Annotated in this window: 15 protein-coding genes; 5 read left to right on the forward strand and 10 right to left on the reverse strand. The window is 43.3% G+C overall.

The genetic code is table 11. The features are described from left to right. Nucleotides 1-55 precede the first annotated feature (55 nt). Entirely contained in the window at nucleotides 56-574 is a 519-nt protein-coding gene (locus ERJ70_RS17480) for a YwhD family protein (protein ID WP_209366030.1), read from the reverse strand. A 186-nt stretch (nucleotides 575-760) separates the two neighbouring features. Between ERJ70_RS17480 and thmT the strand changes: the two genes are divergently transcribed. Next, the gene (gene thmT / locus ERJ70_RS17485; RefSeq protein ID WP_209366031.1) at nucleotides 761-946 is read left to right on the forward strand and encodes a 2-hydroxymuconate tautomerase; all 186 of its coding nucleotides are present in this window, start codon (nucleotides 761-763) and stop codon (nucleotides 944-946) included. A gap of 77 nt (nucleotides 947-1,023) precedes the next feature. On the opposite strand, the gene ERJ70_RS17490 is transcribed toward thmT, so the two are convergent. From ERJ70_RS17490 to ERJ70_RS17515, 6 genes are all read right to left on the reverse strand, one after another. Beyond that, nucleotides 1,024-3,021 (reverse strand): ABC transporter permease subunit, encoded by a 1,998-nt coding sequence (locus ERJ70_RS17490; RefSeq protein ID WP_209366032.1) that lies wholly within the window; start codon nucleotides 3,019-3,021, stop codon nucleotides 1,024-1,026. 671 nt (nucleotides 3,022-3,692) lie between these two features. Then, nucleotides 3,693-3,869: a hypothetical protein gene (locus ERJ70_RS17495; RefSeq protein ID WP_209366033.1), complete on the reverse strand. Its 177-nt coding sequence runs from the start codon at nucleotides 3,867-3,869 to the stop codon at nucleotides 3,693-3,695. A 66-nt stretch (nucleotides 3,870-3,935) separates the two neighbouring features. Further along, nucleotides 3,936-4,313 (reverse strand): hypothetical protein, encoded by a 378-nt coding sequence (locus ERJ70_RS17500; protein ID WP_245208047.1) that lies wholly within the window; start codon nucleotides 4,311-4,313, stop codon nucleotides 3,936-3,938. 193 nt (nucleotides 4,314-4,506) lie between these two features. Next, the gene (locus tag ERJ70_RS17505; RefSeq protein ID WP_209366035.1) at nucleotides 4,507-4,725 is read right to left on the reverse strand and encodes a hypothetical protein; all 219 of its coding nucleotides are present in this window, start codon (nucleotides 4,723-4,725) and stop codon (nucleotides 4,507-4,509) included. 414 nt (nucleotides 4,726-5,139) lie between these two features. Next, nucleotides 5,140-5,646: a YwgA family protein gene (locus tag ERJ70_RS17510; protein ID WP_209366036.1), complete on the reverse strand. Its 507-nt coding sequence runs from the start codon at nucleotides 5,644-5,646 to the stop codon at nucleotides 5,140-5,142. A 44-nt stretch (nucleotides 5,647-5,690) separates the two neighbouring features. Then, the gene (locus ERJ70_RS17515; RefSeq protein WP_209366037.1) at nucleotides 5,691-6,989 is read right to left on the reverse strand and encodes an HD domain-containing protein; all 1,299 of its coding nucleotides are present in this window, start codon (nucleotides 6,987-6,989) and stop codon (nucleotides 5,691-5,693) included. Nucleotides 6,990-7,377: 388 nt separating this feature from the next. Here ERJ70_RS17515 and ERJ70_RS17520 point away from each other — a divergent pair, with 388 nt between their 5' ends. Further along, a complete protein-coding gene (locus ERJ70_RS17520; protein WP_209366038.1) occupies nucleotides 7,378-8,211 on the forward strand; it encodes a lipoate--protein ligase family protein in 834 nt (277 codons plus the stop codon). A gap of 17 nt (nucleotides 8,212-8,228) precedes the next feature. Here ERJ70_RS17520 and menC read toward each other — a convergent pair whose 3' ends face one another. Then, entirely contained in the window at nucleotides 8,229-9,305 is a 1,077-nt protein-coding gene (gene menC, locus ERJ70_RS17525) for an o-succinylbenzoate synthase (RefSeq protein WP_209369510.1), read from the reverse strand. Between the two features lie 396 nt (nucleotides 9,306-9,701). Then, on the reverse strand, nucleotides 9,702-10,673 hold the full coding sequence (gene pta, locus ERJ70_RS17530) for a phosphate acetyltransferase (protein ID WP_209366039.1): 972 nt from the start codon (nucleotides 10,671-10,673) through the stop codon (nucleotides 9,702-9,704). Nucleotides 10,674-10,968: 295 nt separating this feature from the next. Here pta and hemQ point away from each other — a divergent pair, with 295 nt between their 5' ends. From hemQ to ERJ70_RS17545, 3 genes are all read left to right on the forward strand, one after another. After that, nucleotides 10,969-11,718 (forward strand): hydrogen peroxide-dependent heme synthase, encoded by a 750-nt coding sequence (gene hemQ, locus ERJ70_RS17535; protein WP_209366040.1) that lies wholly within the window; start codon nucleotides 10,969-10,971, stop codon nucleotides 11,716-11,718. A gap of 946 nt (nucleotides 11,719-12,664) precedes the next feature. Beyond that, nucleotides 12,665-13,216 carry a spore coat protein GerQ gene (gene gerQ / locus ERJ70_RS17540; RefSeq protein ID WP_374099737.1) on the forward strand — a complete coding sequence of 184 codons (552 nt, stop codon included), beginning with the start codon at nucleotides 12,665-12,667 and terminating at the stop codon, nucleotides 13,214-13,216. 77 nt (nucleotides 13,217-13,293) lie between these two features. Continuing rightward, a complete protein-coding gene (locus ERJ70_RS17545; protein WP_209366041.1) occupies nucleotides 13,294-13,629 on the forward strand; it encodes a hypothetical protein in 336 nt (111 codons plus the stop codon). Here the strand turns inward: ERJ70_RS17545 and ERJ70_RS17550 are convergent. Next, nucleotides 13,616-13,984: a DUF423 domain-containing protein gene (locus ERJ70_RS17550; protein ID WP_209366042.1), complete on the reverse strand. Its 369-nt coding sequence runs from the start codon at nucleotides 13,982-13,984 to the stop codon at nucleotides 13,616-13,618. The genes ERJ70_RS17545 and ERJ70_RS17550 overlap by 14 nt on opposite strands. Nucleotides 13,985-13,987 lie beyond the last annotated feature (3 nt).

The following is a 13,987-nucleotide window of genomic DNA, read 5'->3' on the forward strand; positions in this document are numbered from 1 at the left end:
AATCATTATTCACAATTCGGTCACAAAGTGTTCACGATTTCTTTTGGCACAACCATTACTCAGGAAGGGCCTGTTTCAACTCATCAGCGGAGTTTTCCCACATTTCTTTGTTGAAATCACGAAGAAAATCGCCCAGCAGTTTTTTCGAGTGCTCATCCATATGGTCGACAATCACTTGGCCTTTCATGGATTTATCCATATGGTTCACATGTTCCGGCATTGATTTATAGGCACGCTTGATTGATCGGTCCACACGTATTTCGCTACCTGCCACTCCATGGTAATAAGAACCGGAGTCTTTTTTTTCGACGGTTACCCAGACAATCCAATACAGCTTGCCATTCGGAACCGCCTCTTTATCCGGCAAAAATTTAACCCGCCGCTCAACTTCACTGCGGGCGTGCATGGCTCCCATATCGACAAACGCTCGGTCTTCAGCTGGATCGATGATCACCGGCGAAATGTTTTCTAAACTGATCGAGCCAACACCATACCCACCATGACCGTCGGTGGAATCATCTTTCATGATGGTGAATTGATTCTTTTTCTTTTGGGAAGGTTGCTCTTCACTCATTTTTAGCTCCTCCTTCTATTTCATCTGCTCCAGATTCGCAGCCTGTTTCTTTCTATGATATGCTGTTTTCATTGTAGCATAGGGAAAAATCCAATTTCATCTTTGGAGTATTTACAGACAGCAGGTATTTTCCCTTGTTAACGCGAATTAATTAACTTGATTTTTTTACAGAGGAGGTACAGAACCATGCCATATGTAACAGTAAAAATGCTGGAAGGCAGAAACGATGAACAGAAGAAAGCACTCGTGGAAAAAGTGACAGAAGCCGTCGTTGAAACTACCGGCGCTTCCAAAGACAAAGTCGCCGTCTTTATTGAAGAAATGAGCAAAAGCGATTATGCCGTTGGCGGAAAACGACTGAGTGACGAATAGTCCTGATTATGAAGGAAAATTAATGCCAATAATAACAGCCCGCGGAACTCCGAAAAGGAATTCCGCTGGTTTGTTTTTTAGCCATGATTTTCACTTCGTCCGATGTTTTCCTGCCCGACGAAGCCGAACTGTTCTGGGGACGGCTCTCTTTCAAATGATTTCCCTGGAGGCTGCAGTTTATGCCGGGCACCGAACCAGCGCTGCTTCTCTATACGCACCCCTACCCGCCTCTGCTGCACTTCCTGAATGCCTTCTATGATCAACTGCATGGCGAGTATCAATACAATAAACGCCACAAAAACAGGAACAACAATCCATTCATGTCCACTCATAAACGCATTACGCGAACCACTGATAATTCCCGACCACTCAAAGGTCACCGAATATGGCCACGCTTTATAGGATTCATTCAGCATGATACTAGTGCCACCAAGAAATATATTGAACAAACCGAGATGAATAAGAATCAACAGGACCTGTATAAACTGCTGCCCGAAGATAATCCCCAGTTTGGAATGAAGATGGGGCATAATATGGCGGAACAATATGTGGTTGGAATTCCCGCCTAAAACACGTGCACCGTCTATATATTCGGTCCTAGTGATCAAACGGATTTCATTCCCGATCAACACGGTCGTCAACGGAACAACCAGCAAGGTCAGTACCCCGGCTTCGACTAAAATCCGTTCTGTAAACGAGTATTCAAAACCGGAAGTGGTACCAGTCAATACGGGAGCAAGTAAAATCACGGCAATCACACTCAAAGGCAGGAAATGAAAACTATCGACAAACCGCTCTATTCTGCGTTTCCACCGCTCTTTGATGAACAATGCATAAGGAACTGCCAGTAAAAAACCAAGTACCATTCTTAACAGCGCAATAGCACCGGCAAAAAGAATCGTATATTTGGCTCCGGTCAACAACTGATCGAGGATGCTGTATCCGTTCTGGTCTGTCCCCAACAGGACATACTTCGATGGCGGATGCGGCTTGCTGCTGAGCAGATTTCCATCCTCATCATAAATCAACGTGAAATTTTGCACCGGTTCTTCATGGATGACAGTGTGTATGACACTGACAGCCAATATAGCAAAAATAACGGCAAAACCGACCAGGAACCTCTTATTTCTGAAATGAGCGGCAATACCCTTTACATAATCCCCGAGTCGTTGTTTCCACGAGAGGCTAGTGGGCTTGGAAAAGGTGTGGATGAACTTTTTATCATTCATTTGCAATGCTGTTTTCTCGGTGAAAATCTCGATACCCTGGTAAAGGATATAAAACGGCGTAAATACCATGATCAAAGCAGCCGCAATCACCATCGGACGGAAATCTTCCATCACGAAACTGAACAGTCCACGAATATTGAATATATATTCGATTACAAATAAACTGGACAAAGTGCCCCATAAAATGATCTTTGAATGATAGAAAGTACTCTTCAATATATTCCGTAGCACATGAACAGCGATGATGGCATTGTGCCTGATCCCTTTGCTGAGTGCAAAATCCACATAATCCTTGGTCAATTCTTCCTCCATCAGCAACAAAATAACGCGGAAAAGAGAAATCATCGGCAAAACTGCCAACACAGTGATTGGTGCTATGTAAATCCGTTCGTCTCCAAGGGTAACGAACTTCATCAGGTGAACTCCTGTCTGCTTGAAGATATAAACGATAAACATTTGCAGCAAAAAAGCCACCATTAAATCGGGTATTGCTTCTAAGAGTACTAAGATTCGTTTTACTACACGAATAAGCATTTTGGGCAGCAGCTGGGTTAGCAGTGCCAGGATCAGTGCCAGACCAAAACCAAGCAATAGTGCGGCACCGAGAATGCGCATGGAATAAAAGTAAGGATCCCACAAAAAAGCAAAAACGTTCAACTGTTCTTGTCTGAATTGGTATACCCAATTTTCAGGCTGTACTATTTCTCTGGCCAGTTTCCATGTGTTTTCTGCATATAATCCCACATCGACAAGGCCATTACCCTGAAGCAAGCTCGGAGCGGAACTCAACGCCACGATGCCAAACAAGCCAAGTATATAATAGCCAAGGAATTTTATTAGTTTCACAAGCAACTTCCTTCCCATCCCCCATTATGTTACATCCCTATAGTCCATTGTAATCAATTTTCAAAAAATTCACAATGAGAGATGGAAACGCTTGGATTAAATTACCCGCTTCTTCATAAAAGGATAGCCGTATCGTACATCGTTCAATTAAAAAAGCTGTCCCTATTCGACAGCCCCTTTTTCAGCCATTGTAGCTTCAGTAGAAAAGCGTATAATTTTGAAAGCGTTTACATTTATCCGTTTGGCGGATTACCTATCTGGGGCCTCGTCGGGACAAAAGCTATAAATGGCCCACTCCACAATGAGATGATAACTGCTATCTTTGCAAGTGCATTTTTTCTGTATTTTAAAAACGGCTATTATACCAAGATTGGGGATGCAATGGTAATGGAATAATTAGTTCTTCTTATTCCTATCATCCAGCTTTCTTGAACAGTAGAAACATAGAAAACCGCAACTTAAGGCAATAAGTAAAGGAATGATTGCTAGTAAAGGCATAATGATTGTCCAATAAAGTAAATACGCACTTATAGCAAATATAAACCAACTGACAATAAGTAAAAAACTTGATACAAACTCTTTTATTGCCATCAAAATAACCGCTCCTTCGTATTGCTGTCTAAACGCTTACCTAATGCATCCGTTTATGTTTAGGAACGACTGCTATTTAGCTATTTCAATTCAATTAAATTTCCGACAAACCCTATAAAGCCTGTAACGGAAAATGCTATGGGGATGATCAATGAGTCAACAGGAGATGGCGTTTCAAGCACTAATCGATACACCCCAAAAAAACATATAATAAGACTACCAATTAGCCCAATAATCAATTTTGTCTTTTTGTCCATATAGAACGCCTCCTATGTAGAAACAAAGTCATTTCCTTCTTTCAGAAACCTCAGTTAGTATTTTTCTTAAACGACCTGATCTTCGTTCTTTTTAGAATAAACGGTTAAACCGACTATCATTCCATAAAACAATGACATGAACAATGCGTATAACCCATAACTCAGGCCGAATAGTATATTAACGCCAAATAAAGGTGTAATAAAGAGGAGAAAAAAGGGATACTGTATGGATGCTATTACATCTAAAATACCATTACCAATCATAGCGTGCTCAAATGTTGTGATGACAAATACAATCACTCCTGATAGTGCCCCGAATATGGAGAATACCTTTACTAGCTTACTTCCTTTTTTAGCGTACATTAGTAACAAGACCATAAATAGTATCGTTACAACTGAGTTGAATATGTTGATGCTTGAATCAGGATGTTTGATTGACGGCATTAGATTTATTGCAAAAGCCAACAAATAGGAGCCTATTAACAATATATACTTCATATTAAACCCCTTCGAATAACTTTTTTACTAAACTATCTATTAATAAAATGGCGACTGTTGTTCAACAATTGTCCACATTAGTGGATTTTTCACTAAGGTTTGTTCCATATAAAAGTACGCACGATGAGTGGACTAATTACTATAAATAAAAGAACAAAGGCGTTACCATAAATACCGATGTTTCTTGTTCTCCTTTACTTCCAAGCCACGAAAAAACAACCCCGATAACTGAGCTACCTATAATCAAAGGGAAAACTGCCTCATCTGGCACGATGTCAATTCCGTTGAAAAATGAAATATAAACCATTAAATTGAAAACCAAAAGAATGATCGCCATCATATTGAGATACTTTTTCAACTCTCGCCCTCCCTCTTAATACCGTTATTTTACCATTACTTTCCTCCCCTTTGTTAAACAATCCTGCCATTATTCGAAGAACAATTATTCAAAAGCTTTACATTCAATGAAACTGTAACTATTTGAGTGTTCCCGATAACTGTTGTCCGTACGAGATTTCAGTCGTGATTCGTATCCCAGCGTATAGGTCGAATTCAACTTCGTTGTTTATACAAGAAAAAGCAAAAGAAGCCGGGACAAAAGCATGGCCACTAAAGAAAAAACCGAACGAATTGTAAAATAGTTCGGTTTTAATTTTGGTCACGACGCTTTTGTCCCAAGCTGCCAATTATCAGTGTGTATTTATTATGTTTCCACGTAGACTGTACTACTTCGATGAAAAAATAGTCTCCTTTTTCCTCAGGCATCAAAAAATCAGTGGAGTGATTGCCGGCGAAGGTTCTCGATGAATTCCCATGCTTCGACAATCTCTGTCTCCTGATAGTTTTGGGTTTTTTTGACGGTTTGGACTTTTTCTTCCACTTCTTGTTTGGACAAGTCATCGAAGTACAGCATCGTAGATACCAGTTCGAGAAATCGGGAGCTTTTTTCCTTCATATTGTTAATCATGTTTTCAAGCGGCGGGAGTTCCACTTGTGAATGGTTTAAAAACTCTTCTCCCTGCTCCGTTACACGATAACGGTATTGGTAATAGTTACTTTTATCTTCCTTCACCTCGGAAATAAACCCAAGATTGCAAAGCTCTTCCACGCGGAGGGTCAATTCCTCTGAATATGGTCCGTAGAAGTGAAACTCGTATTTTTCCTCGAATGGAATGTCGCACTTCTTCAGTATGTAAATCATTTTCTGCAGCTTTTTCCTGCCGACAACTTCGTCTGCCGTCGAGAAAAACTTCATGATTCTGGCGTGATTTTCTAACATACTCACCATCTCCTATCCTGGCCGAATGGCCATTCTATTTTTGCTTATCCGAATAATATTTCAAAAATCCGCGCTTTTTCGGGTCTATCTGCCGGGAGCTGTTCCAGCACATCCAGTGGGAAATACAACTTATGATCTGTGCGTTTTTTGCCGGAAATTGCTTCGACAATATCCGACTGGCGTGATAGTTCTTTCAATTCATCGTTTTTCGGCTGTAATAAGTGAATCGGGAGCCGTTCCTCTTCCTCGCCGGGACGATAAAAATCATACGGGAGATCAGAGGAGGAATCGACAACCAGGTAGTATTCCGGATCGATGTCGATGGCCTGAAACAGCTTGTATAATTCCATCCACTCTGTCATTTGCTGATTCGGGTTGAACTCGATATATTTAAACAAGCGCCGGTTGATAAATCGTTCACACAAATCGCGCAAAACGGGGTCAGCTTCTTCCAGCCAGGCTTGAAAATAATAGAGGACAATCGATTCATCAAGCCGCAGATAGTCCTCTAAATCGACGCTTTCCGCAAAAAACGAGAGAAAATGGGTCGGCTTCTGCTTAAATTGATAATGTTGCTCGTATAAATGTTTGGCACGATGGAGAATTTTCGACAAAATCACCTCTGCGCTTCTGGTGACAGGGTGAAAGTAAACCTGCCAATACATTTGATAACGGCTCATGATGTAATCTTCCACCGCATGCATTCCTGTCTGCTTGATGACGACTTGATCCTCCATTGGCCGCATAACCCGTAATATTCTTTCCATATCGAAATGTCCATAGCTTACTCCGGTGAAATAGGCATCCCGTTGCAGGTAGTCCATCCGATCTGCATCGATTTGGCTGGATATCAAACTGACGACCAATTTGTTTTCATAGGTTTTATTGATAACATCAGCTACGTCCTGTGCAAATCCCTTTCCGACACGTGTCAGGATTTTATTGATTTCGGTATCGCCTAGGACGATTTTTTTGGTGAAGTCCTCATGATCCAGCTTAAATACTTTTTCGAAGGAATGAGAGAACGGACCATGCCCCAAATCGTGCAGCAAGGCAGCACACAAGCATAACAGCCGTTCATCGTTATTCCAGTTCGGTCGGTTTTCAAAGTTGAACAATATCCGCCGGACAATTTCATAAACGCCGAGCGAATGGTTAAACCTGCTGTGTTCAGCTCCGTGGAACGTTAAAAAAGAAGTGCCCAGCTGCTTTATCCTGCGGAGCCTTTGAAATTCCCTTGTGCCGATCAAATCCCAAATCACTTGATCTTTGACGTGGATATACCTATGTACAGGGTCTTTAAACACTTTTTCTTCACTTAACTGCTCATCTTTATATGCCATGTCCAGGTCCCTTCTACTAATATCAAAAAGGCAGCAGGAAGTATCCATGCAACCCTTATCTTTTCTGTACCCAACTAACTCCATTTGTAGTCAACCAATCGTTAAAAGAAAAAAGAACGGAAAGCCTGCAACAAGTTTTCCGAGAAAGCCTTTACCATAACGGTCGACGATTTTCGATGTTTTTTATTGATACCTTTGCCGATTGATTCATAAACAATTATTATCATTATATAATAGAAATGCCGACACAAAAATGGTTTTTTTGCACGAAATGGATTTTTTGTGATTATCAGCCGGTTATACAATTTGCTATAATGGATTGGCGGTCGCGGAAGATGCGGCAGTCAGCCCGACCAGACAACTGGCGGGAATCAAAGGAGATATTGGTATGGAAGATTGGAAACAACTGTTCAGTGGAACAGTCCGCTATATCGACCAGCGCGGGAAGTCAGCCAGAGATGATGCGATCGCTTCCTTTGCTTACGATGATGCACTGGCTATTTCTGTAGGTAACGGGACTTCTCCTCCGGCAGCGAGACTTTGGGTTCACGATAAAACCATCATTCTCGGCATTCCGGATGCAAAGTTACCTAACGTGGATGCAGCCATCCAATGGCTCGAGGATCACGGCTACCAAGCAGTCGTCCGAAATTCCGGAGGACTTGCGGTCGTCCTTGATGCAGGCGTTCTCAACCTGTCCTTTATTTTACCGGATGCCAAAGAAATTGGGATCCACGAGGGCTACCAATTCATGGTCACGTTCATCCAGGATTTGTTCCGGAACCTAACGACTGAAATAAAAGCTTTCGAAATAAAAGGTTCTTACTGTCCGGGTGATTATGATCTAAGTATTGATGGACGAAAATTCGCCGGTATTTCCCAGCGACGTGTCAAAAATGGTTCAGCTGTTCAAATTTACCTTTGTGTAGAAGGAAGCGGACGCGAACGGGCCGAACTGATCCGTCAATTTTATGAGATCGGGATGAAAGGGCAACCCAATAAATTTGACTATCCTAAAGTGAAGCCGGAAACCATGGCCTCGCTCGCTGAACTGCTTTCCATCCAGCTAACGGTTGATGATGTGTGCAAGTGGATTTACCAGGCTCTAGATTCTGTGAGCATATCGATTACCGAACAATCCCTGGACAACGCTGAACAGCAAACGTTCGAAAAAAGGCTGGAACAAATGAAGGATCGAAACATCAAAGCACTGGGAAATTGAACCCAGTGCTTCTTGTTTTACTGCCGCAGATGGACCTGCCGCTCTATCCGATTCGATTCTAAGGCCTGCCAATCGATGTCATACCCAATACCAGGAATGTCTTTTATCGTGATTTCACCATTTTGCAATATAACTGGCGGTGTAATAATATCCTTGCGCCAATAGCGTTCCGATGCAGAAATATCCCCAGGATACAAAAACTGCGGCAGACTAGCAATAGCAATGTTATGGGCGCGCCCCACACCTGCTTCCAGCATCCCCCCGCACCAGACAGGTATGTTCTTTTCCCGGCAGAAGTCATGTATTTTTTTCGTTTCACTCAAGCCGCCTACCCGGCCGATTTTAAGGTTGATTACCCGGCAGCTTCCCAGTTTGACAGCTGCCCTAGCATCTGTTAGGGAACTGATGCTTTCATCCAGGCATATCGGGGTCTCCAGCTTGCTTTGTAGAATGGAATGTTCATAAATGTCATCGTGACCAAGTGGTTGTTCGATCATCGTCAAACCGAATTCGTCCAGCCGCTTTAATATATCAACATCTTGAAGTGTATAAGCAGAATTTGCGTCAGCCATCAGCTGGACATCGGGAAAATGGCGGCGTACTTCCCGAAGGACTGCTACATCCATTCCGGGTTTGATTTTCAATTTTATCCGCTTATAGCCTTCCTCCAGATGATGTTCCATAACAGCAAGCAGCTTGGAAACGGACGGTTGGATTCCAATACTGACACCTGACTCTACCCAATGTCGTTCCCCGCCCAATGCAGCGGCGAGCGACAATCCCTGTCGCTTAGCATATAAGTCCCAAACCGCTCCTTCCACTGCTGCCTTTGCCATATTGTTGCGGCGGATCACCGAAAACCGGCTGCTGATTTCGTCTGGATGGCGAATGGATTTCTTGAACAACAATGGCAGTAAAAAGTCCTTGATTACATGTTCGGTTGTCGCCACTGTTTCTTCCGTATACCAAGGGACCGGAAAGGCGACCGACTCGCCAAAACCACTATTTCCATTTCCGTCTACAGCTTCCACGATAAAAAAGTCTTTAGTGGAGAACGTACCGAAACTGGTTTGGAATGGATTTTTCAAGTCCATGACCAGCCGGTGCAAAATGACTTTTTCTATGTAAAAAGGTGTATTTTCCAAGCAGAATGCCTCCTTCCCTTACAAGCAATGTTCGTTTGTTTTCCAGTTGGGTTTTATCGTAATACTTTGCAGGCGCTTTGTCTATCGACGTATCTCGTCTTCTGGTCGTGAAAAAAGTCGTCTTGAAAAGTGAGTCGTGCTAATCCAGCGCTTCCTGGAACACACTGCGCTAATAAGATGCTTTCTATTCCACTTTTGAAACAGCGGTTACTCGTGCCAGCAATAACGTTGATGGAGAACGTCTCTTTTCCCATATGATAAGGAAGCCAAACTGCGAGAAAAAATAAAAGCTTGCAGAAAAACCGGGGGTTTCTCTACAAGCTGCATTATCTTGTCTGTATTCCTTTATAAAGCTTGAGCAGCCGTGATGATCGCCAGTTTGTAAACGTCATCCGCCACACAACCGCGGGACAAGTCGTTGACCGGCTGGTTCAGTCCTTGCAGAATCGGACCGACTGCATCAAAATTACCTAGCCGCTGGGCGATTTTATAACCGATGTTTCCGGCTTCAAGTCCAGGGAAAATAAATACATTCGCATCCCCTTTCAGTTCGGAACCGGGTGCCTTCTTCTCTGCTACTGCCGGCACAAAGGCCGCATCAAACTGAAATTCACCATCCAATGGCAGATCAGGGTTTTGTTCTTTGGCGATTTTAACAGCCTCAGCCACCTTCTCTGTTTCTTCCGATTTAGCGGAACCTTTCGTAGAAAAGCTCAGCATGGCAACGCGCGGATCGATATCGAAAAGCTTAGCAGTTTCCGCGCTGGCTCCAGCTATTTCTGCCAAATCCTGACTATCCGGCGCAATGTTGATGGCGCAGTCCGCGAAAATATACTTTTCTTCTTCTTTCACCATGATAAATACACCAGAAGTTTTTTTGATTCCCGGCTTCGTTTTAATAATTTGCAACGCAGGACGAACGGTATCTGCAGTAGAATGGGCAGCTCCGCTGACCAGTCCATCAGCTTTTCCCATATAAACAAGCATCGTACCAAAATAGTTTTCGTCGAGCAGCATTTCTCTTGCTTGTTCTTCCGTGTTTTTTCCTTTGCGGCGTTCTACGAAGCTTGCCACCATGTCGTCAAATGCGGCATAATTTTGTGGGTCGATTATTTCAGAAGCCGAAACGTCCACTTGAAGCTCCTGCGCTTTCTGTACTACTTTTTCTTCATTTCCGATTAATACAGGTTTTAGAATCCCTTCCGCACCAAGCTGGCTTGCAGCTGTCAAAATGCGCTCGTCCAAACCTTCAGGGAATACGATTCGCTTACTATCTGATTTCACTTTATCTTTTAAACTTACAAATAAATCACTCATTTGAAACCCTCCAACATTCATTCTGTTATATATGATACGCTTTTTTCTGTGTAAATGAAAGCCTTCTGTTCAGAAAATTGCCTTGCAAGCCTTATCATGTTCCCATTTATGTCCAAATCATGACACTTATGGCCGGCATTCTTTTCGAGATTTTTGCAAGGTACCTTAGATCCATTGCCAGACAAGCTTTTTGGGGAAATTTGAAAGCGTAAGCTGTCCGAGTTTCCGTTAATGATTATCTTTCCCTAATTATGTTATATTAAAAACATACTTAACCTTGAAGGAGTGACCTACTATGCCAGAAGCAGTTGAAACAATGGACGGCTGGTATTGTTTACATGACTTACGTACAATAGACTGGACTTCCTGGAAGCTTGCGACAAGTGACGAACGGCAAGCTGCCATCCACGAATTTCAGCAGCTCCTAGAAAAGTGGGAGCAAGTCGAACAAAATCGCAACGGCAGCCATGCCTTATATACAATAGTCGGGCAAAAAGCTGACTTTCTGTTAATGTTGTTACGTCCGACTTTGGAAGAATTGAATCAAATCGAGACAGAATTTAACAAAAGCAAGCTAGCTGAATTCACGAAACCTGCTTATTCCTATGTATCGGTCGTCGAGCTTTCCAAGTACAGACCAAGCAAAGACGGCGAGGATCCGGAACAAAAGCCGGAAACCCAGGCGCGGCTGAAGCCGACGCTTCCAAAATGGCAGTATATCTGCTTCTATCCAATGGACAAGCGCCGCCAGGGGGACGACAACTGGTACATGCTTCCGTTTGAAGACCGCGGCAAGCTGATGTACGAGCATAGTAAAACAGGCAGAAAGTATGCAGGGAAAATCCGGCAAATCATCACAGGATCCATGGGATTGGACGATTGGGAATGGGGCGTTACGTTGTTCGCTCACGATTCACTGGAAATCAAAAAGCTCGTTTATGAAATGCGCTTTGACGAAGTAAGTGCCCGCTACGGCGAATTCGGTCCATTCTATGTCGGCAGCATTTTAACTCCTGAACAACTACCATCGTTCCTGCAAATTTAAGGATATCTCCAAAAACCTTGGTCATCCTATCCGTTTTCGAAAACAGCCTTGTGATCGTGACAAAAGCATAGCAGACAAAGCAAAAACCGAACGACATTCGAAATCGTTCGGTTTTTTTATTTAATATAAGGTAAACACCTAGGCCTCCTTTCATTCTGTTGTTTGAAGAGCGCTTGCCATCGCTACGTCAAGATACTACGCTTTCCACGGGCACGGCTTCAACTTCCTCAGAAAGCACAAAACGCTTTCTTGCGGGATTTTCAGCTCGTGCTGTTCCCGTTGGAGTCTCCGTATATTGCCTCCGCTAAGTTACAGCGTTCTGATTTCAAAATGATGGAGGTGTTTTAATAAAGCAGTTTTTGTAGATTGGTTAATTCCCTTAAGAAGCAATCAGATAGAGGATGATGGACTCCTGTGACTAAAATGATAAAGACTATCAACGGTTTCATTCTGTACGGTCCAATTCAAAGATAAGATCTCCCTTGCATCGAAGTCTCCTCAAACATAACGGAGGCAAGGTACGCAGATTCCAGCGGGAAAAGCTAGCTGAATCCGTGCCCGCGGAAAGCGAAGTACCTTGCCGGAGTGGATAGTTCTCCATATTAAGAAGAAACAGATCACTACTTTTTGCCCGCATTATTCCTTCCCTCCATTTCACCTTTCCTTTCTTTTTGGTCATAGAGCTTTTGTCCGCAGCATACGTATACCTATTAGAGAGCATTGGCAGCAGTGGAAAATTCTCTCGTTCACATCAAGAAAGAGGTGACATCTTATAGCGTCATTCCGTGTAACGAGCAAGACACAGACTTAATGTGAAGGATAAAAGTCACGGTTTTTTATACTCCGTCTCAATTCGGAGAAAGTGTACGGGAACATAGAATGTGTTTTCTTACAGGCAAGGACCTGAATAAATATCGAGTGGATGATGAAGGGAGAGGTTAGCAAGATGAGTAAGGATAAAAGACAGATGCCTTCTGGAACACAAGGAAGCAGCAGTGCCGGTTATCCGTCACAGGGACAACAAAGTTATGGATACGGTCAGACACCAGGGTATTATTATCCGCAGCAAATGATGCCGGGCGCCCAGCAAGGATATTATCCAGGGATGCAGGGAATGCCTCAGCAACAAATGCAGCAACCACAGCAGATGCCTCAGCAACAGCCTCAGCAACAGCAAACGGCAGGCGCGTCTGATATTCCCGGCATGCTGCCAACTGAGCAGTCTTACATCGAAAATATATTACGACTCAATCGCGGCAAAAGGGCTACCGTTTATATGACATTCGAGAATAACGATCGTTGGAATGCCATGATATTCAAGGGCATCATTGAAGCTGCAGGAAGAGACCATTTAATACTTAGCGACCCGGAAACGAACCGCCGGTATTTGCTGCTCATGGTTTATTTGGATTATATTACCTTTCCGGAAGAAATCAATTATACCTATCCGTACGGCGGAGGCTCCGGCCAGACAGCTACTTACCAACCACGGCGCTGACAGCTCGGTGTTACAAGTGAATCCGGAAACTGCGTTTATTCTTTTTCCTCACTATAAAACCCTTGCAGGTTTTGAGCATGCAAGGGTTTCTTCTGCTGACAGAAAGCCAGCAATACAACTTGTCGATGGTAAATCACAGAAAAAGGGGGCATTGCCTGGTGAAACATCCCTATAAAAAATTCTTTCAATTACAGCTGCTCACGATGGGACTTGCCTTGCTCTTAGGGGTGATCGCCCTCATCAAAGCAAGCCTGATCATGGTTATAGCAGCGTTCTATTTCCTGGCTTTCAGCTTTATTTTTGAAGGACTTGCCGAACATAAAAAGCAGCATACCCTTCCGTTCGCTCAACAAGTTGTCAGAGCATTTTTTATCATCGTACTCATCAGTTATTTGGCAATCATACTAATTTAATCGCAGCATATCCCAGGGCAATCCAGCCCGCCAGGAAAGCCAACCCGCCAAACGGCGTAACCATGGCAAAAAATTTGATGCTTGTCGTTGCATAAACATATAAACTTCCCGAGAACAACACGATACCGACAAAGAATAACCATCCAGCTGTGGACAGACTTGCCGCCTGGAAGCGGCTGGCCAGCAGCCCGGTTATGAGCAGCGCCATCGTATGGAACATTTGATAATTAACAGCCTTCTCCCATGTGGCCAAAGCTTTTTCGGAAATCTTCCCTTCCAGTCCGTGAGCTCCGAAGGCTCCCAGTGCCACTGCAAGAAACCCATTGATAATGCCTAAAATCAGAAACAATTTCATCTG

The organism is Sediminibacillus dalangtanensis (genome assembly GCF_017792025.1).
Classification (GTDB): domain Bacteria; phylum Bacillota; class Bacilli; order Bacillales; family Amphibacillaceae; genus Sediminibacillus; species Sediminibacillus dalangtanensis.

What these genes read in the sequence shown, in the direction of transcription:
- hemQ (WP_209366040.1), top strand. Translation starts at nt 10,969, where the DNA reads ATGCCAGAAGCAGTTGAAACAATGGACGGCTGGTATTGTTTACATGAC.
- thmT (WP_209366031.1), top strand. Translation starts at nt 761, where the DNA reads ATGCCATATGTAACAGTAAAAATGCTGGAAGGCAGAAACGATGAACAG.
- ERJ70_RS17545 (WP_209366041.1), top strand. Translation starts at nt 13,294, where the DNA reads ATGCAAGGGTTTCTTCTGCTGACAGAAAGCCAGCAATACAACTTGTCG.
- ERJ70_RS17515 (WP_209366037.1), bottom strand. Translation starts at nt 6,989, where the DNA reads ATGGCATATAAAGATGAGCAGTTAAGTGAAGAAAAAGTGTTTAAAGAC.
- ERJ70_RS17495 (WP_209366033.1), bottom strand. Translation starts at nt 3,869, where the DNA reads ATGGACAAAAAGACAAAATTGATTATTGGGCTAATTGGTAGTCTTATT.
- gerQ (WP_374099737.1), top strand. Translation starts at nt 12,665, where the DNA reads ATGAGTAAGGATAAAAGACAGATGCCTTCTGGAACACAAGGAAGCAGC.
- ERJ70_RS17510 (WP_209366036.1), bottom strand. Translation starts at nt 5,646, where the DNA reads ATGTTAGAAAATCACGCCAGAATCATGAAGTTTTTCTCGACGGCAGAC.
- ERJ70_RS17520 (WP_209366038.1), top strand. Translation starts at nt 7,378, where the DNA reads ATGGAAGATTGGAAACAACTGTTCAGTGGAACAGTCCGCTATATCGAC.
- ERJ70_RS17550 (WP_209366042.1), bottom strand. Translation starts at nt 13,984, where the DNA reads ATGAAATTGTTTCTGATTTTAGGCATTATCAATGGGTTTCTTGCAGTG.
- ERJ70_RS17480 (WP_209366030.1), bottom strand. Translation starts at nt 574, where the DNA reads ATGAGTGAAGAGCAACCTTCCCAAAAGAAAAAGAATCAATTCACCATC.
- pta (WP_209366039.1), bottom strand. Translation starts at nt 10,673, where the DNA reads ATGAGTGATTTATTTGTAAGTTTAAAAGATAAAGTGAAATCAGATAGT.
- menC (WP_209369510.1), bottom strand. Translation starts at nt 9,305, where the DNA reads ATGGACTTGAAAAATCCATTCCAAACCAGTTTCGGTACGTTCTCCACT.
- ERJ70_RS17500 (WP_245208047.1), bottom strand. Translation starts at nt 4,313, where the DNA reads ATGCCGTCAATCAAACATCCTGATTCAAGCATCAACATATTCAACTCA.